The organism is Aeromonas sp. s10, from assembly GCF_040907975.1.
GTDB lineage: Bacteria > Pseudomonadota > Gammaproteobacteria > Enterobacterales > Aeromonadaceae > Aeromonas > Aeromonas caviae.
In genome coordinates this window covers 125,986-148,408 of the sequence record NZ_JBFOCV010000015.1, presented here as the reverse complement: position 1 = coordinate 148,408, position 22,423 = coordinate 125,986, and the positions used below count along the sequence as shown (strand labels likewise).

Below are 22,423 nucleotides of genomic sequence, written 5' to 3'. Positions count from 1 at the left end.
GCCCACACAGATTGCTTGATTCAAATTGTTAAAGAGCGTCACGCTTATCGCGTTGAGGAGGCGCATCTTACGCGCCTCACTTCGAAAGTCAAGCGGTTGTTTTCGCTTTTCTTTCGGCGCTGGCTTCACAAGGAAGCGAGCTCATCAGTTCGACGTGTTCCGCCGTGCTGGTAGGGGCGCATTATAGGGAGGCCGATTGCGATGACAAGGGAATTTTTGAAGAAAGTCACGGAAACTTCAAATTATCCAGTTAGAAACAACTTACCCAGTGTATATATACAATGTTGTCCACAAGCTGATGATTTCAGCCCTCTTTTATTGGCATTTATCAGGATCTTCCTGGCTGAAGGAATGCCATACTGAAGCGGATAATTTACCTCAAGTGGTCCATGGTAGCGTCTGGTCGTAAAGCTGGTTACCATGAAGGTGAATAGAGTGTTGCACCTTTTTTGCTTTCATTTACAAAAGGTCTTTAAAGATGAATTTATCCAAGTTTCCCGTTTATGTGCAGGCAGCAGTTCTTGCTCTGGTATTGGCGCTGCTCGGCTATCTGGTTGCCCAGGCCCTGCAGTTCTCTCTGAAAGTCGAAGTCATTTTTGCCGCCGGTCTGGCCATTGGCGGTTTCGTGGTACCGCTCTTCCTTAACCGTGCGCCTGCAACCGCCCTCGAACAGGCAACCAGCCAGGAGACCTGTACCTTATATGTAGGCAACCTGCCCTATCGCGCCAACGAGATTGCGGTGCGCGAACTCTTTGCCGAGCAAGGTCAGGTACTGTCAGTTCGTCTGATGAAGGACAAGGCCACCGGCAAACGCAGGGGCTTCGGGTTTGTGGAGATGCCTGTCGCCGATGCGGCCAAGGCCATCGCCGCGCTCAATGACAAGGAGTATCAGCAGCGCACCCTGAAAGTGCGTGAAGCAAATGACAAGCGGGACCGGGATGAGAAGGACGTCAACGACGTCGACGCCTGATATTCAGTACACCACCTCTTCGAGTGACGACAGCCCCCAAGCTTGCAAGGGGGCTGTCAGTTTCTGGGCCCCTGCATCCAGTCGCGTGCAGTAGGCACGTCCCGTCCCCTCGCCAGGCGCCTGGACCGGCAGTGTCGCCAGCAGATGCGCCACCCGCCTTGCCACGGCAAGACCCGAATCGACCAGTTGGCATTCCGGCATCAGCTGTTTGATCTCTTCGTTGAGCAAGGGGAAGTGGGTACATCCCAGCACCAGGGTATCCGGCCTCTCCTCCCCTTCCATCCAGTCTGCGAGCACCTCTCTGAGCAGGGCCATATTGACCGGCAACCCCGCCAGCTTGCGCTCGGCTTCGATAACCAGTTCGGTTGCCCCCTTCAGCAGCACATGCTTGCCCGGGGCGAACTGGGCGATGAGTTCATGGGTATAGTCACGGCTGACGGTGCCGGGCGTTGCCAGCAGACCGATGTAGCCGTTACGGGTCAGGGCGGCGGCAGGCTTGATCGCGGGGACCACGCCGACCACGGGAATGCTGAGTGCGGTACGCAGGGATGGCAGGGCAATGGTGCTGGCGGTATTGCAGGCGATCACCACCAGATCGATGGCGTGCTCGGCCACCATGTGGCTGACCAGTCCGGTACAAGCCTCGATGAGGGCCGCCTCACTCAGCTCGCCATAGGGAAAGTGGGCATTGTCGAAACTGTAGAAATAGTTGTGCTCCGGCAGAGCGCGACGGATCTCCCGATAGACGGTCAGACCGCCCATACCGGAGTCGAACACGAGAATATTGGCCACCTGAGCTCCCCCTTGAATGCGAGGCCGCGATCATACTCCCGCCCGGCGCCAATAGAAAAGGCCCTGCCAATGGCAGGGCCCCTGATTTTTCAGATCCAGACAAGGGGATCAGAGTGCGTAGTCCACCGTCACATAGTAGGCACGCTCGTCAGCCGGGTAACCCACCGAGGTCTGGTACTCCTTGTCCAGCAGGTTGCTGATCTTGCCGGAGATCTTCCAGGACGGTGCAACCTGATAGCCCACCGCCAGGTTCCACACGCTGTAACCGCCCAGCTGGGTGGCATTGGCCGCGTCACCATAACGCTCACCCTGGTAGATCCAGCTCAGGGAGCCATCGAACTGCTGCCACTGCGCCTGGCTCACCCACTTGGCCCCCTTGCGGGAGATCAGCTGCAACTGCTTGTCGGTGACCTTGTCCTTGGGATCCTTGTATTCGGCGGAAACGCGATGGCTCAGCCAGCCGGTCTCGAACTCCCCTTCCAGCTCAACCCCTTCAATCCGCGCCTTGCCGACGTTTTGCGGCGTCCACATGCCCTGGCTGTCCGGTGCCCACTGGATCATCTGCTCGAAGTCGTTGCGATAACCGGTCAAGCGCCACTCCACACCAGCGGTCTGTCCGTCCAGCATCAACTCGTGGCTTTTCGACTCTTCCGGCTTCAGATCAGGATTGCCGGACCCCGGGTAGTAGAGATCGTTGAAGGAGGGGGCACGGAAACCGGTGCCGTAACGGGCACTGAGCCGATAATCCTCAACGAAGCGCCAGCCAGCGCCGGTTTGCCAGGTGTTGTGACGTCCGAACTGCTCGTTGTCATCGCTGCGACCGCTCAGCTCGGCCTGCCAGACCTGGTTGTCAAACTGGGCCAGGGCATAGAGCCCGGTGTTGTCACGCTCATCGGCGTCACTCGGGAAGGCGACGCCAGAGGAGCGGGAACTATCGTCCAGCATGTCGCGCTGCCAGTCGGCGCCGCCCCCCAGGGTCCAGCTCTCGTCCAACTTGACGCTGTTGACCCAGTTCAGGGTGTATTGACGGGTATAGAGTCGATCAGCGGACTGATCGCGGCCGCTGGTATCCGGGTAGTCGTAGGCATCCTGTTTGGAGAAGGCGCCGCGCAGTTCGCTCAGGTAGCGCTCGTCATGATAGCGGGAGCCGAGCTGGTAGCTCTGGTTCTCGGTCCAGGTCTCGTTGCGTTGATGAAACGCCGGGCCCCAGGCGGAAGCGGCAGAGGATCTGTCGTACTGGGCAATGTTGCGGAACCAACGGGTCGTACCGAACAGATCCCAGTTGCTGGCCAGCGCCTGCTGATAATCCACCATGGCGTTGTAGCCCCGGTGGCCATGCTTGTCGCCATCGTTCACCCCGACGATGGGATGCACGTTGTAGCCGGTCTCGTCATCGAAACCACCAGCGACCTTGATCTGACCCGCATCACCCACCTGGCTGGCGCTGCTGAAGGCGGCCTGACGCTGCTTGTGGGAGCCCGCGCCCAGGTTGAACTTGTGCTGATTGGTCCCCTGGTCCGGGCGAGTGATGATGTTGATGACCCCACCGATGGCATCGGACCCATAAATAGTGGCGCGTGCACCGCGGATATATTCGATCCGCTCCACCTGGTTGAGGGGCAGGTTGTTGAGCTCGGTCATCCCGGCGGTCAGAGAGGCGCTGCGCACCCCATCCACCAGCACCAGGGTCTGGGAAGAGGTGCCACCACGTACCCGCAGCGAGCTGAGCTGGCCGCGGCCGCCGTTGCTGACCACTTCCACGCCGGGCAGGGTCTTGACCACGTCGGTCACGGTCTGGGCTTGCAGGCGATCGATCTCGTCACGGGTCACCACGTTGACGGGAGCCAGCACACTGGAGGCAGGCTGGGCGACACGGGTAGCGGTCACCACCATGGTGGGATTGACGGGGATGGTCAGTTGTTGGGCAAAGGCCGCCGTTGGCAACAGGGCAGCCGCCAATAATGTCTTGGACATGAGAGATCCTTAAGTTCGCGTAAGCATCTACTTCGTGGCCGGTTTCTCTCGGCCCGAAATACGAACTTTGGCAGGTCTTCGGGCTTGGGGGCTGATGGCCTACGGCGACGGCTTCCCACCTGACGGCAGTGCCCTGATGTCGCTTCGTTCCCCCTTACCGCTGCGCGCCAGCTCCGGATTCTCACCGGATTCCCTTTTAAGCATGATGCGCCAAAGCGGGGGGATTATAGGCAGAGCCGTCTTGGATGTATAGCCATCTGGATTTCTAATGTCGTTTTTACCCAAAGTCGGTGCCAAGTGGCGCAGATCCTCGCCCCCTCTCGTACCTTGAGGCTCGTTGACCGTCATTCGAGCGGGTCAAACACAAGAAATGTTGAGCCAGATCCCACGGCTTTTTGGTAACATGCGGCAAACGTTTGACATCCGAGGAAGCCGTAATGACGACCCCCCCTATGATCGGCCTGGTAATGGGCTCCGACTCTGACTGGCCCGTGATGCAGGCCGCCGCCCGCATCCTCAAGGAGCACGGCGTGCCCTATGAAGCGCGCGTCGTATCCGCCCATCGCACCCCGGATCTCCTGTTTGAATATGCCGCCAGTGCGCGCGATCGCGGTCTGCGCGCCATCATCGCCGGCGCCGGCGGCGCAGCCCACCTGCCGGGCATGCTGGCCGCCAAGACCACGATCCCGGTGCTGGGCGTGCCCATCCCCACCCGCCAGCTCAAGGGGATGGATTCCCTGCTCTCCATCGTGCAGATGCCCAAGGGCGTGCCGGTCGCCACCTTCGCCATCGGCGAGGCGGGTGCCGCCAATGCCGGTCTGTTCGCCGTGTCCCTGCTGTCTGTCGCCCAAGATGGCGACGCTCCCCGTTATCACCAGCAGCTCGACGGCTTCCGCGCCAAGGAGCGCGACCGGGTGCTGGCGCTCACCCTGGAGGAGCCGGCATGATACTGCCCCCCGCCACTTTGGGTATGCTCGGTGGCGGCCAGCTCGGCCGCTACTTCGTGATGTCTGCCCACCGTCTCGGCTACAAGGTGATCGTGCTGGACCCGGACCCCATCAGCATCGCCGGTGCAGCCGCCGACGAGCAGATCGTTGCCGCCTATGACGATACCGATGCCCTGCGCGATCTGGCCAGCCGCTGCGACGCCATCACCTGCGAGTTCGAAAACGTGCCCGCCGCCTCCCTGGCCCTGCTGGAGCAGTACAAGCCGGTGCGCCCGGCCGCGAGCGCAGTACGTGTCTGTCAGGATCGCCGGGAAGAGAAAGCCTTCCTGACCCGCGCCGGCGTACCGGTCGCCCCGAACCTGACCCTGCTGCCCGGCGAGCCGCTGCCCGCCCTGCCCAGCGACCTCTTCCCCGCCATCCTCAAGACCGCCCGCGAGGGCTACGATGGCAAGGGGCAGTGGACTATCCACAATGCGGGCGAATTGCCAGCGGCCCTGGCCGCCAGCGGTGTCCCTTGCGTGCTGGAAAAACGCCTGCCACTGGAGGGGGAGTTTGCCCTCACCCTGGCCCGCAGTCCGAGCGGTGCCATCAGTGCCCTGCCTCTGGTGCAGAACTGGCACAGCGGCGGCATCCTGGATCAGACCCGCTCCCCGGCCAATGTGCCCGCCCTGGAGCGCGAAGCCCAGCGCATCGCCGAGCACATCATCGCCGCCCTCGACTATGTGGGTGTGCTGACGGTGGAGTTCTTCTTGGTCGGCGGTGAACTGCTGGTCAACGAGATGGCCCCCCGGCCCCACAATTCGGGTCACCCCAGCATCGACAACGCCGGTTGCAGCCAGTTCGAGTTACAGGTGCGCGCCCTGTGCGATCTGCCGTTGCCGGCACAGGCTGAGGTTCAGCCCGCCATCCTGCTCAACCTGCTCGGGGATCTGTGGCAAGACGGCACGCCGGACTGGGCCGGCGCCCTGGCCCTGCCCGGGGTGCACCTTCACCTCTATGGCAAGGGCGAAGCCCGCCCCGGCCGCAAGATGGGCCACGTCACCGTCACTGGCCGCGACTGGGCGGCGGTCGAGGCCACCGCGCACCAGCTGCGCGCCCTGCTGGGTCTGCCTCCGCGCTGAGTCCACCCCTTGACATGCAAAGACCCGGGCCAAGGCCCGGGTCTTTTTTTATGACTTGAGAATCGAGAGGGGTCAGGCCCTGTCGACAGCCGCAACGGGAGCTGGCAGGCGGATGGTGAGGGAGAGCACCAGGGCCACCACCAGCAACACCAGAATGAGGTTGAAGGTCGCCATGAAGCCGCCGAACAGGGAGGCCACGATGGAGCCGATGATGCTGCCCAGACCAAAGCCCAGATAGATGACGCCGTAGTTCTTGGTCAGGTTGTTGAGGCCGAAGAAGTCGCTCACCAGCGAGGGGTAGACGGTGATGGTGCCGCCGAAGCTGAACGCCACACAGGCCACCGCCACGAAGAAGAGGTTGGCATTGAGCGGCACGAACAGCAGCAGCGCCATGCCCGCCAGGGTAATCAACTGGGCGATGGTGATGACCCGGATACGGGACATCTTGTCGGAGAGGATGCCCAGCACCAGCCGGCCACCCAGGTTGGCCATAGCGATGATGGCGACGGCGTTGGCGGCGACCACGGCCGGCAGGCCCACCATCTTCTCGCCGATGTCCTTGGCCACGCCGATGACGTAGAGCCCGCTCATGCAGGCGGTGAGGAACATCAGCGCCAGCATCCAGTATTGGGGCTTGCGCATCGCCTCGGCCAGGGTGAAGTCGCGGCTCTCGCTCTGCTGCACGGCGGCGGCCTGCTGGGGTGCATCCTTCATCAGCATGCCACCCACCAGCACCATGGACATGGCGATCAGCCCCCACAGCTGGAAGGTGGTCTCAAGGCCATTGCTGGAGAGCAGCAGCAGGTTGATGTACTTGAAACCCAGGCTGCCGAGGCCATAAGCACCGATGGAGCAGGCGGAGATGAGCCCCTTGCGCTCCGGGAACCACTTCACGCAGTTGGAGAGGGTCATCAGGTAACCGGTACCATCGGCAAAACCGACCAGGATGCCGGCGCAGAGGTAGAGCATCGCCAGGTTGCTGGCATGAGCGGTGAGGAAGAAGCCGATGCCGAGCAGCACGCCGGCGCCCAGGGTGACGTTGCGCACCCCGAACCGCTCCTGCAGCTTGCCCGCCAGGGAGGAGGCCACCGCCAGGGAGAGGCTGAGCAGGCCAAAGGCGAAGGCGACCTGGCTCACCGGTTCGTCCAGCTTGTCGGAAAGCTGGGCGTTGAACAGGCTCCAGGTGTACACGGATCCCAGCGCGAACTGGGTGATGATGGTCCCCAACAGGGTGAGGTAGCGGGTGCGATTCAGATCGATGGTCATGATGCGTCTCGAGGAATGGCCTTAAGGAAACTGGGGCCACTATAGGCAAGACGCCACTCCCGCCGACCGATTAAGGCATGAAATGCAGATCGGCGGGAATGAATGACAATCAGAGCCGCATCAGCTGACGGAATGCCTTGATGTTGCTGCGGCTGACCGGCACCTCGAACGGCAGGTCATGGAGCCGGATGAGATAGGTGCTGTTGAACCAGGGCACTATCTCGCGGATCTTGTTGATGTTGACGCAGTAGGAGCGGTGGCAACGAAAGAACCCCTCGGCAGGCAACCGACTGACGAACTCGCTGAGGGTCATGGTCATCACGTAGCGATCGGTACGGGTGTAGACATGGGTCAGCTTCTCGTCGGCTTCCGCGTAGTAGATCTGCTCGCAGGGGGTGACGATGATGCGCTCCCCCTTCACCAGATTGACGGTGCGGTTCTGTGGCAACCCGGACTCCGCACCCTGGGGCTGGGACTTGCCCGCCAGTTCGAGCTTCTGCAGCAGATTGATGAGACGCGGCTCGTTGTAGGGCTTGAGGATGTAGTCGAATGCCTCCAGCTCGAACGCCTCCACCGCAAACTCCTTGTAGGCGGTGACGAAGACGATGTGGGGCGGATGGCTGGACTTGTGCAGGTTCTTGGCCAGCAGCAGGCCGTCGATGGCGGGGATCTGGATATCCAGAAACACCACGTCCACCTCGTGATCCTGCAGATACTTGAACGCCTCCAGCCCGTCCTCGAAGCTCGCCACTATCTCGATGTTGCTGTGCTGCCCCACCAGAAAGGCCAGCTCCTCGCGGGCAAGGTATTCGTCTTCCACTATGATGGCTTTCAGCATGGCATTGCCTCCTGATCAGGCAGATAGAAACAGACTTCGGTCCCCGGCTCCAGCCGCTTGAGGTGCAGGCCGTCGCCATAGAGCAGCTTGACACGCTGATGCACGTTCATCAGACCGATGCTGCGGCTTTCCACCCGACCGGCGGCGACCCCGTCGATCACCGCCTGGCTGATGCCGTAGCCGGTGTCGCGCACCGCGACCCGGATGCCGCCCGCCAGCTGCTTCACCTCGATGGTGACCCGACCCGGCGCACTGCGGGGCTGGATGCCGTGCAGGATGGCGTTTTCCACCAACGGCTGCAACAGCAGGCTCGGCACCTGGATATGCACGTCGTCCACCTCAAACACCACCTCCAGCTTGTCGCCGAAGCGGGCCTGCTCGATGGCCACGTAGTCGCGCACCTGCTGCAGCTCCTCCTGGATGTCGATGAGGGTGTCCCCCTTGTTGAGGTTGTAGCGCAGGTAATCCGCGAGGTTCGCGATCAGCTGGCGTGCCTGCTGGGGACGGATGCGGATCAGCGACGAGATGGCATTGAGGGCGTTGAACAGGAAGTGGGGGTTGATCTTGCTCTGCAGCGCGGTGAACTCCGCCTTGCGGGTCATCTCCTTGAGCTGCTCGATGCGCGACACCTCCATCTGGGTGGAGATGAGCTGGGAGAGACCCACCGCCATCTCCTTGAGGGAGCTGGTGATGCTGTGGGTGCGGCGATAGTAGATCTTGAGGGTGCCGCTGACGGCGCCGTTTTCCCGCAGCGGAATAATGATGACCGAGTGAAAATCGGAGAGGTGATACTGGCGCAGATCGTTGTTGATGATGATCTGGTCCAGCAGCACCGCTCTGTGGGTCATGTCGCTGATGGCGTGATGCTCGTCCAGCTCGTAGTAATCCTTGCCCACCCCCACATAGGCCAGCACGTCGCGGGTATCGGTGATGGCCACCGCATCGGCGCTAATCTCGCTGCGAATGATGCCGCACACCTGGCTCAGGGAGTGGCGATCGATGTTCTGGAAAAACGGCAACGTCTTGTTGGCGATGTCGAGCGCCAGCTTGGCCTGCTTGGCGGCAATCAGCTCCTTCTCGTCATCCAGATCCTGCACCAGCTTGATGATGAGCCCGATGCAGAGCGCCCCGGCGATCATCGGATAGGCGATGTGGCTGACAATCTCCACTCCTACCGCATGGGGCTCGGTCAGCAGCCAGATGAGCAGCATGGTGAGCCCTTCACACAACATCCCCGCCAGAATGCCGTAGAGCCAGAGCCGCGACTTGCGACAACGCAGGTGCAGCCAGGTCGCCAGCAGGCCGGCGATGATGCTGGCGATGAGGCACGGGATCGAGGTGTGACCATCCATGTCGATGAGATAGCGGTGCAGACCGGAGATGACCCCGGCCGGAATGCCGACCCAGGGGCCGAACAGGATGCCGCCCGAGATGATGGCGATGATCCGCACGTTGATCAGAGCCCCCTCCACCGGAATGCCGGTATAGGTGCTGAACACCGCAAACAGGCAGAAGATGGCCGCCACCAGCACCAGCTCGGCCGGGGTGTGGTCCCGCTTCTGGAACAACCGCTGGAACGGCCGGGTACGGGTCAGGAAGAAGAGGGTCATCAACATCAGCGCCGCCCGTTCGAACACCGCCAACAACATCATCTCTGTCAGCAAATTTGACGTCTCTCATACATAAAAAAGTGAAAGGCAGCACCCAAACCTTGAGGAGCAAGGTAAACATATTCCATTCATATTCAACGGAGCAGACAGCTTCACAAAAAGCTATTCAGAAAGAGGGTATTCATGAAAATGAGCCTGTTATATTACCCGCGAGCCAGCACCGAAAAGAAAAAGTCTTGGCAGGCCACCTGCCACCTTCAGCAGATAGCGGTATCAAGAATAACAATGATGGCCGGGGTTAGCAGCCACCGGCACACTCCCATTTGGACGTAAAACGGATGTTCAGGGGTCATTTCCCCTGCATATTGTTCTCCATAGTCCAATAGCTAACCCCGTCTTTCACCTGTTGATACATACTCTCGACTTGTCGCAAGGCACTGGGCATGCACCAAGGGAGACGCGAAGACTGCTCCCAGTCGGAACAACACGCCACCAGTTCGTCAGCTCCCAGTATGCGGGCACCTCCCTTAAGGCGGTGCAATTGGGCCAGGAATCCGTGGCTGTCCGCAGCACGACAGGTCCGCGTCAGTACCTGCATATCCTCTTCTGAGGCGCGAATAAACTCGGTCAACAATGCGTACATTAGTTCATTGCTGCCTGAAGTCAGGGCTTTCAGTTTATCCATAAACCGGTCAGCCATCTCTTGTGGCGTGATGGTTACCTGATTGGTGTCATGGGTTGCTAGACAAACCTTCAACTCATCCAAGCTGACTGGCTTGAACAGACAATCATCCATACCAGCTTCGACGGCTTTCTGGATCTGCTCCTGACGGGCATCTGCCGTCAATCCGATTATGATGGCCCTTTCACGCCCCTCATCCTGCTCTTGTTGGCGATAGCGGGTGGTAAACTCAAAGCCATCAACATCCGGCATATTGAAATCGGTGATGATGATATCAAAGCACTGCTTCTCCAGTAGTTGCAAAGCCGAATTTCCGGACTCAGCAGCCATTACATGATGTCCAAGAAAAGCCAGCTGCTGGTTAACCAGTAAACGGTTGGTTGGGTGATCATCAATAATCAGGACCCGGAGACTTCTTTGCCCTAGCGCCAATACAGATTCATCTTCAACTTGTGCCCCTGCATACGACAGCGAGTCAACCAACGGCAACCTAAGACTGACCACAACCCTTGTGCCCAATCCAGGTTCACTACTGATATTCAAACCACCACCCATCAGCTGACACAGGGTACGACTGATCATCAGACCCAGACCGGAACCGGACCTCTGTATATCGGCTGGCTGGCTAGCTTGACTAAAGGGCTGGAACAAACGTCCCAAATCCTGCTTGCTGATACCAATTCCACTATCGATCACCCTGAGGGTGACATCACACCACTGGCCATCCGGTTTAAGCACCACATCGATCTCAACCCCTCCCTTACGGGTAAACTTAATCGCATTGCTGACCAGATTGGACAATATCTGCTTATAACGAACAGGATCGATCATCACAGTGAGATCCTGCTGACATGTCAGGATCAAATTCAATCCTTCCTGCCGGGCTATTGCTGAAAACACATTGATTACAGAGCGGCTAAGCTCGGTGATTGAGTGAGGGGAAGGCGCCAGTTCAAGCTTGCCTGACTCTATCTTGGATATATCAAGAATATCCCCGATAAGACTGAGCAAATCACGGGAGGAGTGATACGCGATCGTGATGGCCTCCCGATCATTTGCACTCAGATCTCCCTTTCGCAGAGTCAGTTCCAACAACCCGATAATGGCATTCATTGGGGTACGGATTTCATGACTCATGGTCGCGAGGAAGGTTGACTTGGCACGACTTGCCTCTTGCGCATCCTGGCTGGCGCTTGCCAGTTCACGCATCAAAGATGTCCTCTCGCTGATATCTATCCAACCACCAACGACACCTTGGATATCGCCTTGCAAGTCACGATATACTTGCTGCCAATGGTAGATATCCACAACCCCCTCAGGTCGCTGCAGACGATAGTCACCATCAATAGGAGCTTCACTCTTCATTGTATGGAGGAAAACCTGTACCAGCGGTTCGATAAACGGTGAATGCTTGGTTATATTTGTGATGGAGGCACCAACCAGATCCGATTTATCCAGATTAAAAAATTGTGCATAGGGCTGATTGCAAAGAACAATACGCCCCATTTTATCAAGGGCATAAATAGGGTTTGGTGTACTGTCGACCAACTCCTCAATAAATTTCAGCTGTGTTCTTAGAGCACTCTCGGCTTGATTTCTGCGTATAATTTGGCGGCGTAACGATATCCCCCACAAGCCAGCTGCCAATACAAATAACAGTACCAAAGCAGCTTCCCCCCTGAATTCCCTCAAGAGATCTTGCCAAGTGATTAGCTCTTTTTTTGCGCTGACACGCCAGCGGGTTGACAAACTATCCAGTTCGCCAGGAGGAATGGATAAAATCACTTTACTTAATATATTAACAAGTATTTTTTGAGAAGGCAGAGATGCGAAATTGGCACTAATAGGAACAGATCCAAAAAGTTCTCCAGAAATCAACAAGTTGTCCTGATAATAGGTGTTAACGAAATACTTGGCTACTCTAGACGGTAGTACAGCAATATCACATAGATCCTCGGCTATGCAATCTAGGGCGCTTTCTATCTTTTTGAATAACTGACTATGTTTGACCCGCTTAGTCAGCTTATCCGTTTCTAGTGTCGTAATAAATCCATCGATTACTGCAAGCCGACCATTCGCAATCAAATCATCAGGACTAACATTACTATTTTTAACATTAACCACATATACCAGTGGTTCAAGGGCAAATGCATGGCTAAAGCTGTACTTTTTTCGCCTGTCTTTGGTCGGCGTCATAATAATAAGATCAACTGCTCCACGATCAAGGTCGGATATCTGCTCCACTGTAGATGTTACTGGAAAAACCTCAAACCGAACTCCCAGTCTGGCGCCAATAACTTGAATGAGATCTGCAGCTATACCATGCACATTGCCATGAAGATCGATAAAACTCAGAGGCGGCAACCCTTTATTCAAGGCAATTTTTATATTATTTTTTTTATCCAGCCACTGCCTTTCCGCAGCCGTTAGCTCAGTAGTTTCCGGTTGTACTGACAAGCCACCACCATTCCAGCGCTTGATAATTGAGTCAATATTTGCTTGAGGAATAGCAGCCACAGCAGCATCGAGAATGTCCTTCAAGATGACTTCTGAAGGATTAACGCCAAACGCAAAGCCGCTAATATTAATTGGTACAGAGCCTACCAATTGAATATTATCTTGATGAAACTTATTAGTCAAATAATTACCTGATATTTTATCTATCAATACAGCATCAGCCTTTTCATAAGCGACAGCAGCGACTGCACTATATCTCGATGGATATAAGTCTATACTTGCACCGGGAAAAGCATTAACTACCTCAGTAAATGGTAGATAATATTGATACATTGCAATCTTTTTTATGTTTTCTGTTTTAGTACTGAAGTTCTTGTAAAGTGCTGGGAGTACATTTATATAGTTTCTTGTTAGTAAAAGCCCCTGTTCTCGTTCGTAGTTATTAGATGACCCGATAAAATCCGCTCGACCATCTTTGACAGCATTTATCGCGGCATCTCTCGTTGGGAAGGTTTTCACAACGACCTTTACGCCGAGCTTTCGCCGGATAAGTCCTATCACATCAGCTGTTACACCTTCGTACATGTCAGCCCTGAGGGTGATATCCATGGGGGGATTGTCTGGTAATGAAACTGCAAGGATAATTGCTTTCTTATTTCGCAACCAACCCTGCTGGCTGGATGTAATCTTTATATCAAACGGATCATGGTCTTGCACATATTCTCTTGATATGAAATCTAATGTGCTCTCGCCTTCTAACGAAAAAATATTAGAGCAGTAAGAAAAAAACAGTAAAAATAATGCTGTTGTTTTTATTCTACTCATTATCATGCCCTATATTATCATGCAACGTTTAGCCAACTCGATTAGTTCCACTACATTTTCTACCTGTAGCTTTTGCATTAATCGAGTTTTGTAAGTACTCACTGTTTTTTCACTTAACAGCATGTTTTGCGCAATATCCTTATTGCTCTTCCCTTGGCATATTTCAAGAAAAACACTCATTTCTCTATCTGACAGTGTCCCTATAATACCTCTGTCATCAACACTGGCGGTTCTTTCACTGTTATAAATGACATCATTGGGAAAGAACTTTCCCCCTTTCAGACAGGTACTAACTGCATCTTTCAAGATATTCAGGTCATCAAGTTTGGAAACGAACCCATCAGCCCCGGATTGATATGAACGAACCATCATATGGTTGCTATTTTGTGCCGATAGAATGATAACATACACTGATGGATTCAACTCTTTCAATCTTTTAATGACTTCAATCCCATCAAGTTTTGGTATTCCTATATCCAGCACAACGATATTAGGAGCAGTTTTTTTAAACTGCTGAATTGCATCAACACCATTATCAACTTCAGCACATATGACATGACCATCCTGAGCCAACAGCAAGCTGACAGCCATTCTTATTGCCGGGTGATCATCAACGACCAATATCTCTGCCATATCTCCCCATCCTCTAACTATACAGCCCACTGAAACACTGTAATTTCAGATTCGTCACCTGACTAATATATAGTCTATAGGATTTTATTTAATATGCAAATCAATATGTTATCAGATCACATTCCTAGATGTCGGGATGATCACATAAAAATAATTTTTATTATCGCTTGCCCATTTCAAAGATGATAGAGCCACATAATACCCCCTATTTTTTCTGCGTCGCTCAAGAAAGTTACAGAAAAAGGCTTCACCAGCCGATAACTGCCATATCGCGTATGACAATGTCTTTCGGCAAGACAAGAATTCTTCTTAACAAGTTATCGTGACACTGTAGTTATGGAAAATTTCCTCTGCATCAGTGAGTTACAATTAATTAGTCCAATGACGCTGTTTTTAAGGAGTTTTCCTACAGAAAATTCAATCGCCATTAACGCTGCTAAATTGTACGATATTTACATAAAAACTTAGAATATTAAAACACACTGTTATTTTTTAAAGCGAGCTATGGTTAGCGTCTAACGTATTGAATACCAGAGTCACCCTATAAGGCATATAGCATGCAAGATATTATCATCGTTGATGACCATCCGGTGGTAGTCATGGCATTAAGGATTTTGTTGGAAAAAAATGGATTTAACGTGATTGCGACTTCGGATAATGGTGTCGATGCATTGAAAGTAATAAGACAACAAAAACCTGATGCAGTTATTATTGATATAAGTATTCCTAAATTAGATGGCATTGAGGTAATCAAGCGATTAAATCAAGATGCCAATCCGCCAAAAATGCTGGTACTGACAGCGCAACCAACTTCGCTGTTTGCTAATCGGTGTCTGCATGCCGGAGCATCTGGATATGTATCCAAGCTAGATGACCTAGAGGAAGTAATTGGAGGGACAAAAGCAATTTTGGCTGGTTACACTTACTATCCAAATATAAAAGCATCATCACAAAGTGATGGAGTTACACTGTCAGAAACCGACTTGCTGGATACCCTTTCGTCAAGAGAGATCATCGTCTTGCAGCAACTATCCAATGGATTTTCCAACAGAGATATAGCTGAAAGAATGTTACTAAGTGAAAAGACAATCAGTACTTACAAACAACGTATCATGAAAAAAACCAATACTCAAAATTTAATTGATGTAGTCGATCTAGCAAGGCGTAATGGAATCACATGATGATAATTAGAGCTGTACTCATATTGATTATCCTAGGATTTCAAACTAACTCCAGAGCCAATGACATCATCTTGTCAGGTAGGGATAGCATAGATAAACTTTCCTTTTCTTTATCTGCTGAAAAGCAGCAATGGCTACGCGATAAAGGTCAACTAACTATTGGTTTCAGTCTGCCGGATAACCCTCCATTTGACATGACTACCAATGGTACTAAAAAATATTATGAAGGGCTCAGCGCTGACTATGTCAGCTTGCTAGAGCACGCTTTGAATACCAGGATTATACTAAAGTCTTACAAATCACGTATCGATGCCATCACAGATATTAAAAATGGAAAAATTGATTTATTAACAACATCCAATCGATTTGAGGAGTTCCACAACCTCATATTAAGTAATGCATACGTAAAAGACATGCCAGCTTTGTATATTTCGGAGAAGACAGAACAGCAAAAACAACTCAAAACTATTGCTATGGCATATGATTACCTGCCAGACCGGGAGATACATGAAATCTATCCTAACGCAACCCTTGTTCATTACCCATCGAGGCAAGAGGCTGTTGCGGCGACTGTTTTTGGTCAAGCTGACGCAGTCATCGTAGATCTTTTTTCAGCTAACTACCTTGTCAACAATACCTTTGCCAAGCGATTGTTATTAAATGGAATTATCCCTGTTAATACCAGAGGGTTTGGGTTCGCCATGTCCCCTATGTCAACACAACTCAAGGAAGTTGTCGACGACGTTATCAGACAAATACCTGCCAGTGAACACTGGGCGATAAAAAAGAGATGGAGCGGAAGCGGCCTGAGCATACCTGACAATGCCAATTCAATTCGTCTGAGTAGCGCAGAAAGAAACTGGCTCAATGAGCATAGTTCTATGCGAATAGTTGTTAATGAATTCAATGCTCCCATTACATACTTTGATCAAAAAAAACAGTTTCATGGATTTGCTGCTGATGTGATAGCAGCGTTCAAACTATACACAGGTATCAATATATCCATTACTCGTGCGCAAAGTTATGAAGAAGTTAGTGCTTACCTTAAAAATGGCTACGCAGATGCAGCTATCATGTATTCATCCAACAAAAATGAACCCGACTTCATATTTAGTAAAGAGCTCACGACCTCACCGTTTGTACTGGTTACGGCAAAGGATAGTGATACAACTTCATGGAAGAAGATGAGGATAGCCATCCCTCAAGAGCATGCAATTAATCATGATCTCAACCTGCCAGATATGCAGATCGAAACTATTTTCGTTAAAAATTACCTAGATGCCATGGATTTTGTCACTACTGGTAAAGCCGATGCTACCATCTCACCACTGAACGTCGCCGACTATTATATAGGGCGTTACTTTTCAGAACAATTAAGCGTCAACCAGCTGGTAAAATCCCTGCCGCCAGCGACCTTGTCACTCGCAGCAGAAGAGAATTCAGCATATCTTATTAGCATCATGGACAAAGTTCTGTCATCTATTTCGCCAGATGAGTTGCAAGCGATAGAAAACAGATGGCGAATGAATGCCATCCCCGGTCAGGAAACTTGGCGTGATTACAAGTACACAATCTACACTATGACTAGTGCAGCTATTTTACTTATTATCGCCTCATTGATCTGGGCTTGGTTTACTCGCAGCCACTATATCAAGCGACTCGAGGCACAAAAGAAACTCCGTGAGCAGTTTCTGTTTATGCAAGACATTGTAGACAGTATTCCACATCCTATATATGTGCGAGATACAACAAGAAAACTTGTCTTGTGCAATAAAAGCTATTTGACTGTTTTTAACTCAACGAAAAACGATGTTTTGTTTAAGTACCCTCATGAGGGCGAACATAGGGTGAAAGAAGCCAAAGACCTTGACCTTGAATATCAACAAGCTCTTCTTGAGGGGAGTGTATTTCGCAAAGATCGGCGACTACATATTGATGGGGTTCCAGTCGATATATATCACTGGATCCAACCATACCAAGATCAACACGGAGTCATACAAGGGGTGATTGGTGGCTGGATTGATGTCAGTGACAGAGTGAAACTCATGTCTGCACTAACCCAGGCCAAAGAGCAGGCTGATAGAGCCAGCAGGGCCAAGACCCAGTTTCTGGCGACCATGAGCCATGAAATTCGCACACCGATGAATGCCGTCATTGGTCTGCTTGAACTAGCCCTGAAACACGCTGAAGAACACACCTTTGATTTCCAGTCGATCAAAGTTGCGCATGATTCCGCCAGAGGACTACTGGCGCTGCTTGGGGATATACTTGACGTGATCAAGATTGAGGCTGGGGAATTCACACTGACGCCTACCAGCATCGATCTCAGACAGACACTGGAGTCTGTGACTCGTATTTTTGAAGGCTTGGCAGTACAGAAAGAACTAAGCCTTTCTCTCGAGGTCGACCCTTCAATACCTGAAGTCGTATGTCTTGACCCCCTCAGGATCAAGCAGGTCCTCTCCAACTTGGTCGGTAACGCGATCAAGTTTACCGAGCATGGATTTATCAAAGTACGGGCGCAACAGGCTATAGACAGTAACGGTGATCTCCAACTCTTGATTCACGTAGAAGACTCTGGCATCGGGATTCCGATAGATGAGCAACAGCATTTGTTCAAGCCCTTTACCCAGGCACATCATGGCGAACATAGTAGAGGCGGTACCGGCCTGGGGCTGGCTATTTGTCGTTCTTTATGTGAACTGATGGGTGGCGAATTGACCCTTGAGAGCGCACCCGCCAAGGGAACCCGGGTCAGCATGGTACTGCCATTGAGAGCGGCTGATCATCAAGTCATGCATGTCAGCGAAGCTGTACTCGCTCAAACGCACCAGCCAACAACATCGGGTTTTCATGCTCTTATCGTGGACGATCACCCAGCCAACCGCATCTTGCTGTCGCAGCAGCTCAAGTATCTTGGCCACACAGTTGACGAGGCTAGCAATGGGCAGGAAGCACTCAGACTATACACTCAGCATCGACATCAGATAGTCATCACTGATTGCAATATGCCGGTAATGGATGGGTATGAACTGAGTCGCCGCCTGCGTGCCTGGGAAGAGAGCAAGAGCATTGTACCCTCTACCATTTTTGGCTACACAGCCAATGCACAAATGGAAGTCAAAGAAGCTTGCCTTGCCGCAGGCATGAATGACTGTCTGTTCAAGCCAATTTCGCTGGACGAGCTCAGTAAGAAGCTGGAACAGCTGGTAAACACATCTTCCACGTCATTACATTTTCAGCCGAATCGCCTAACAGAGCTGCTAGGCAACAACCTCAGTATTGTCAAACAACTACTCAATGAGTTACTGATTACGACTGATAAGGATTTAATTCAATTACAAGATGCGATTAAAAAACAAGACTTGACATTAATTAAAAACATCGCCCATAAGATTAAAGGTGCGGCAAGGATTATTTCAGCGCAACAGATTGTCAACAGTTGCAATCGAGTGGAGCAATCTCTGAATATCGGTGAGGCAGAGGATGAATCAACCTCTCTCATCGCCATCTTGGTGACACTCTCGAGCGAAGTCAGAGCATATATAGCCAGCAGTAAACTGTATGAATCCTAGTTCTGCATTGCTATACCTTACACCGGCTTGAAGCCGGTGTTTTTTATTAAACAGTAACAGTGATAACTCACTGTTACTGTTTAATAATGCGAATGTATTTAAACCGAGAGAGGCCTTTGTGTAATGGGGGTGTCAACAAGCCGTTCAGGTATGGCTACAAAATAGTAGAAAACGTATGACTATATCCAGTCAAGCTGTCCCACAGCAAGATCATGACATCGATAGAATTAACAGAACGATGTGTTACGACTGTAAATGTATGAGTCAGAAGCGGCTGGCCGCCTAGGGCTGAAAACGCTTGCACCTGTATGGCAGTGAGTTCATCACTATGGCCAACGCAGATGACTGCACACCAGGCAAAGGCTGCATGACATCTACTTTTGAATCCCTCCACTTTACCCACCTCACCTTGACATGTATTGCCATTTAAAATTTTAAATACCATTAATTTCATTGACTTATAAATTTTTTTTGCCAACCCTTCATTTTTCATCCCATATTGCCGATAAGTGAAATACCAGTAACCGGTGAGAACGCTCAGGGAGAGCAAGATGAAGACAGGGAACAATATTGTGATTTTTATTCTGATACTAATCACATCGATGCACTATGCTAGGGCGGAAAATAACAGTATGTCTGGAGAGATAACTATTACTGGTGAGCTGGTAGTATCACCATGCACTCTCTCTAGGAACGATGATAATGCATCCATGCGCTGTTGGATTGATGATCGGTTTGTATACTATCCCATTGATATGGATATTGTTCGAAACACTAAAAAACCATACTACTTGGCAAGAAATCATTTATCTATAGCGTACGTAGATCAGAGAGAAAAGAACATATTGTATCGTGTTGACTATTATTAATAATCACTGCTTATATATTATAAACTGACACCGGCCAAAGCCGGTGCCAGTTTATATTGGAATGACATTTACCTAAGCCCCGCACTCATTATATTAATTCATCATAGTCTAGGTGATAAACTCTATTGTGAGATATCTCTCGGTATTCACTTTACCATTTTGAACGCCACCTGTAGAGGCTGGCAATGCTGATATTATGTGAGCGGCAGAATGCCAGAACTAACACCTTTTCAGGATGTTGATATTTTGCATCGCTCAAGCATGCTTTAGTTCATATATAACCTGTATCTGCAACGTGAAAAGTACGGGAGAATCTACTCATAAGAGCCTCAGTTTAAATGGGGAGTTGTTGTTTGCTGACATATAAAGTGTTGTCTGGGTTTGGGTCATTCCATCGATGAGAACAAAAGAGCCAAACGATGACACTGTGTACTCGACAAGTGCAATCAACTATTGTTCTCTATTTATGGATAACCCTGGGTATAATTTTATTCAGGGCCGAATTTTGTAACCGGATGGTTAATGTAAGACAAATATGAACTCTGTCTTGTGATAAGCGCAGTTTGTTATTACCTACCGCCTATACCAAAAAAGACCAAGGGCAGATTAACATCTTAGCTGGGGATGTGAGCCCCTATAAATCCAGCTCCACTTATGATTTTGACTACATAATATCGACCACTACTACCTTACTACCGGAAAACGTACCAGCTTGCGGGTTAGTTGAAACCAGCTTTGACGTGATATTAAGAGTAAGCCCTGCCCCAGCTACGCTGTAGGGGCCTTCAACACTGCTGTTGCCATTGATATAAAGATCTGAATATATTCCATTACCAAGATTAGTCCGCTGATCATAGACACGTAACTTCACCAATGCACTCTGTTGACAAGTAATGATTGCTGAAGTTGTAGCCTCATGACCATTTACCTCAGTAGCCAATAACGTACCATGGTCAATTATTATGTTGCCAGTGATATTGCAAACATTAGTTACCGGAACCATGGGCACGGAAATACATGAGCCTGGATAGATAATGTTATCAGGGGCTTGATTACCACAATTGTAGCACGTTGACGCGGCAAAACAGGCCTCATAGTTGTAAACACTAGATAATCCATTGAGGTATGTATAAGAACCTGATGCACCAAACCGTGCAGTATATTTGTCTACTGCCTGCTGCCATGTATCGCCTGGAGCGAGTGTGACGTTTTGCCCCGAAAACATGGATATATAAGAGTCTTGTGGATAGGGATTACCATTTGCGAATGAAGTTACACGTGTAGCGACACCGAAGTAGCGCATCTTGCCACCATATTGGGTCAAATCACCACTTGATAAAGTTCCACCTATACTTGACCAAGTTATAGTTGGAACTACCCTATCACCGGCATTAATTACTGATATTGACGTAGGGATCAGCGCCGCCTGACTCGACATTGAAAATAGTATCAGGAAATAAAATAATATATATCTCATCTGCTTTACACACCATGTTAATCACTAGTCCAATACAAGACCATATCAGCGGCAGGATACTTGTTTAGATTGCATCTTGCATACGCTGGCGGCCATGTGATCATTTTTATCAACTGACAATGATATTATCAGTACTATCTTCAACGACCTCTTCTTGGCTCTTATTGATTATTGATACGCCAGAGAGAAGGTAGCGACCGCGGTAAAGGGGCCTCTCTCTATCTGATTAAGAGCCTTGGCTGTCGGCTCTGCCTCTATGTAGGCTTGCAGCGAGATCACCATATTCCCGGGAACCACGTCAATGGCAGGCCCAGGGCTGTTCAAGGGCCAAGGCTGGCCTGAGCCGTTCGTAATCCCCACTGCAATCCCCCTAGCAACGCTACCCGAGTCCAGTGCCAACAGGCCTGGCAACTCAGCACTCTCAGTACCCGTAAAGGTGAGCGTTACCCCGGTCACCACGCTGGTGTCGCAGTCATCCAAGTGGAGTGAAAAGGGTTTACTTGGGGTGCGCCCATAACTGTACAGGTATTTGTCAATCACGGTGCCAAAGTCCAGTGTCAGGTCTCGATCCTCAAGGCGCAGAGTGCAGGGGGCATTGACCAGACCGCCCCTGAACTGCAAGTTTTCCACCGCCTTGACCGGCACTCCTGGCCACATGAGGAGCAGCCCCCACAAGGATAAACCGGCCCATTCAAAAAGATGCTTCCCTTGGCTCATGATGCTTTCTCCTATTGATAGTCAGCCAGCAGTGTGGCCCCTGCATGAAATGCCCCTGGGGAGGGTGGACTGGCAGGATCGGCCACAGGCACTGCCGTCAGCACAGGGGGGGTGGCCAGATCAATGGTCACTGGTGCATTTAAGGTAAATGGTTGCGATCCTTTGTTGATCCGGATCCCAAGGCCGGTCACATCCGTCTGCACTGCCGCACCGTCAAAGAGCGTGGGAGTGCCGAGCACGCTCAGACGAACCGAGCCCGGAGCGCTGCACTCCAGCACATAGTTGATGGACTTTTGATAATTTTGCCCATCCAGATTGCGAATGATCACTCCATCACCAAAATCCAGCTCAATCAGCTGACCTTGACTGATCGTGCAGGGAATGGCCTCAATCAAGCTTCCTTGGAAGTTCACAGGGACTGCGTAAGCGGGGTTTATGGCCAGCAAGGTCAAAGCACAACCGCCTGCTAATGTAGTTTTGTTCATCCCA

16 protein-coding genes and 1 riboswitch are annotated in these 22,423 nt (G+C 51.5%); of the genes, 5 read left to right on the top strand and 11 right to left on the bottom strand.

The annotated features are described in order from the left end of the window. Window positions 1–478 precede the first annotated feature (478 nt). Complete coding sequence (locus tag AB5Y59_RS04600) at window positions 479–970, top strand: RNA-binding protein (protein WP_029313407.1); 492 nt, start codon at window positions 479–481, stop codon at window positions 968–970. A 3-nt stretch (window positions 971–973) separates the two neighbouring features. Here the strand turns inward: AB5Y59_RS04600 and murI are convergent, their stop codons facing one another. Both murI and AB5Y59_RS04590 read right to left on the bottom strand, forming a co-directional pair. Further along, entirely contained in the window at window positions 974–1,762 is a 789-nt protein-coding gene (murI, locus tag AB5Y59_RS04595; RefSeq protein ID WP_151027497.1) for a glutamate racemase, read from the bottom strand. A gap of 108 nt (window positions 1,763–1,870) precedes the next feature. Next, on the bottom strand, window positions 1,871–3,736 hold the full coding sequence (locus tag AB5Y59_RS04590; protein WP_368211551.1) for a TonB-dependent receptor: 1,866 nt from the start codon (window positions 3,734–3,736) through the stop codon (window positions 1,871–1,873). Window positions 3,737–3,787: 51 nt separating this feature from the next. Beyond that, a riboswitch (cobalamin riboswitch) is annotated at window positions 3,788–3,966 on the bottom strand. Between the two features lie 207 nt (window positions 3,967–4,173). On the opposite strand from AB5Y59_RS04590, the gene purE reads away from it, so the two are divergent. Continuing rightward, window positions 4,174–4,683, top strand: coding sequence for a 5-(carboxyamino)imidazole ribonucleotide mutase (gene purE, locus AB5Y59_RS04585; RefSeq protein WP_029313402.1), 510 nt, complete (start codon window positions 4,174–4,176; stop codon window positions 4,681–4,683). Next, window positions 4,680–5,804 (top strand): 5-(carboxyamino)imidazole ribonucleotide synthase, encoded by a 1,125-nt coding sequence (locus tag AB5Y59_RS04580; RefSeq protein WP_049636933.1) that lies wholly within the window; start codon window positions 4,680–4,682, stop codon window positions 5,802–5,804. The genes purE and AB5Y59_RS04580 overlap by 4 nt, the downstream gene beginning before the upstream one ends. A gap of 72 nt (window positions 5,805–5,876) precedes the next feature. Here the strand turns inward: AB5Y59_RS04580 and AB5Y59_RS04575 are convergent, their stop codons facing one another. The 5 genes from AB5Y59_RS04575 to AB5Y59_RS04555 all read right to left on the bottom strand — a co-directional run bounded on the left by AB5Y59_RS04575 (window position 5,877) and on the right by AB5Y59_RS04555 (window position 14,115). Continuing rightward, window positions 5,877–7,070: an MFS transporter gene (locus AB5Y59_RS04575; protein ID WP_045522696.1), complete on the bottom strand. Its 1,194-nt coding sequence runs from the start codon at window positions 7,068–7,070 to the stop codon at window positions 5,877–5,879. A gap of 109 nt (window positions 7,071–7,179) precedes the next feature. Continuing rightward, on the bottom strand, window positions 7,180–7,908 hold the full coding sequence (locus AB5Y59_RS04570; protein ID WP_069651566.1) for a LytTR family DNA-binding domain-containing protein: 729 nt from the start codon (window positions 7,906–7,908) through the stop codon (window positions 7,180–7,182). After that, window positions 7,902–9,557, bottom strand: a complete 1,656-nt coding sequence (locus AB5Y59_RS04565) for a LytS/YhcK type 5TM receptor domain-containing protein (RefSeq protein ID WP_368211554.1) — start codon at window positions 9,555–9,557, stop codon at window positions 7,902–7,904. The genes AB5Y59_RS04570 and AB5Y59_RS04565 overlap by 7 nt, the downstream gene beginning before the upstream one ends. A 310-nt stretch (window positions 9,558–9,867) precedes the next feature. Next, window positions 9,868–13,482, bottom strand: coding sequence for a transporter substrate-binding domain-containing protein (locus AB5Y59_RS04560; protein ID WP_368211550.1), 3,615 nt, complete (start codon window positions 13,480–13,482; stop codon window positions 9,868–9,870). Window positions 13,483–13,491: 9 nt separating this feature from the next. Beyond that, on the bottom strand, window positions 13,492–14,115 hold the full coding sequence (locus tag AB5Y59_RS04555) for a response regulator (protein ID WP_368211549.1): 624 nt from the start codon (window positions 14,113–14,115) through the stop codon (window positions 13,492–13,494). A gap of 557 nt (window positions 14,116–14,672) precedes the next feature. Here AB5Y59_RS04555 and AB5Y59_RS04550 point away from each other — a divergent pair. Both AB5Y59_RS04550 and AB5Y59_RS04545 read left to right on the top strand, forming a co-directional pair. After that, window positions 14,673–15,296, top strand: coding sequence for a response regulator (locus AB5Y59_RS04550; RefSeq protein ID WP_368211548.1), 624 nt, complete (start codon window positions 14,673–14,675; stop codon window positions 15,294–15,296). Then, window positions 15,293–18,871, top strand: coding sequence for a transporter substrate-binding domain-containing protein (locus AB5Y59_RS04545; protein WP_368211547.1), 3,579 nt, complete (start codon window positions 15,293–15,295; stop codon window positions 18,869–18,871). Before AB5Y59_RS04550 ends, AB5Y59_RS04545 begins: the two co-directional genes overlap by 4 nt. A 154-nt stretch (window positions 18,872–19,025) precedes the next feature. Here AB5Y59_RS04545 and AB5Y59_RS04540 read toward each other — a convergent pair whose 3' ends face one another. From AB5Y59_RS04540 to AB5Y59_RS04525, 4 genes are all read right to left on the bottom strand, one after another. Beyond that, a complete protein-coding gene (locus AB5Y59_RS04540; protein ID WP_368211546.1) occupies window positions 19,026–19,469 on the bottom strand; it encodes a hypothetical protein in 444 nt (147 codons plus the stop codon). 935 nt (window positions 19,470–20,404) lie between these two features. After that, a complete protein-coding gene (locus tag AB5Y59_RS04535; RefSeq protein ID WP_368211545.1) occupies window positions 20,405–21,217 on the bottom strand; it encodes a hypothetical protein in 813 nt (270 codons plus the stop codon). Between the two features lie 168 nt (window positions 21,218–21,385). Then, entirely contained in the window at window positions 21,386–21,934 is a 549-nt protein-coding gene (locus AB5Y59_RS04530) for a fimbrial protein (protein ID WP_368211544.1), read from the bottom strand. A gap of 11 nt (window positions 21,935–21,945) precedes the next feature. Continuing rightward, window positions 21,946–22,419: a fimbrial protein gene (locus tag AB5Y59_RS04525; RefSeq protein WP_368211543.1), complete on the bottom strand. Its 474-nt coding sequence runs from the start codon at window positions 22,417–22,419 to the stop codon at window positions 21,946–21,948. Window positions 22,420–22,423: the final 4 nt, after the last annotated feature.

Coding starts and splice junctions, on each gene's coding strand:
- AB5Y59_RS04590 (WP_368211551.1), bottom strand. CDS start 3,736: ATGTCCAAGACATTATTGGCGGCTGCCCTGTTGCCAACGGCGGCCTTT.
- AB5Y59_RS04575 (WP_045522696.1), bottom strand. CDS start 7,070: ATGACCATCGATCTGAATCGCACCCGCTACCTCACCCTGTTGGGGACC.
- AB5Y59_RS04550 (WP_368211548.1), top strand. CDS start 14,673: ATGCAAGATATTATCATCGTTGATGACCATCCGGTGGTAGTCATGGCA.
- AB5Y59_RS04525 (WP_368211543.1), bottom strand. CDS start 22,419: ATGAACAAAACTACATTAGCAGGCGGTTGTGCTTTGACCTTGCTGGCC.
- AB5Y59_RS04555 (WP_368211549.1), bottom strand. CDS start 14,115: ATGGCAGAGATATTGGTCGTTGATGATCACCCGGCAATAAGAATGGCT.
- AB5Y59_RS04535 (WP_368211545.1), bottom strand. CDS start 21,217: ATGAGATATATATTATTTTATTTCCTGATACTATTTTCAATGTCGAGT.
- AB5Y59_RS04570 (WP_069651566.1), bottom strand. CDS start 7,908: ATGCTGAAAGCCATCATAGTGGAAGACGAATACCTTGCCCGCGAGGAG.
- AB5Y59_RS04545 (WP_368211547.1), top strand. CDS start 15,293: ATGATGATAATTAGAGCTGTACTCATATTGATTATCCTAGGATTTCAA.
- AB5Y59_RS04600 (WP_029313407.1), top strand. CDS start 479: ATGAATTTATCCAAGTTTCCCGTTTATGTGCAGGCAGCAGTTCTTGCT.
- purE (WP_029313402.1), top strand. CDS start 4,174: ATGACGACCCCCCCTATGATCGGCCTGGTAATGGGCTCCGACTCTGAC.
- AB5Y59_RS04560 (WP_368211550.1), bottom strand. CDS start 13,482: ATGAGTAGAATAAAAACAACAGCATTATTTTTACTGTTTTTTTCTTAC.
- AB5Y59_RS04530 (WP_368211544.1), bottom strand. CDS start 21,934: ATGAGCCAAGGGAAGCATCTTTTTGAATGGGCCGGTTTATCCTTGTGG.
- AB5Y59_RS04580 (WP_049636933.1), top strand. CDS start 4,680: ATGATACTGCCCCCCGCCACTTTGGGTATGCTCGGTGGCGGCCAGCTC.
- AB5Y59_RS04565 (WP_368211554.1), bottom strand. CDS start 9,557: ATGTTGTTGGCGGTGTTCGAACGGGCGGCGCTGATGTTGATGACCCTC.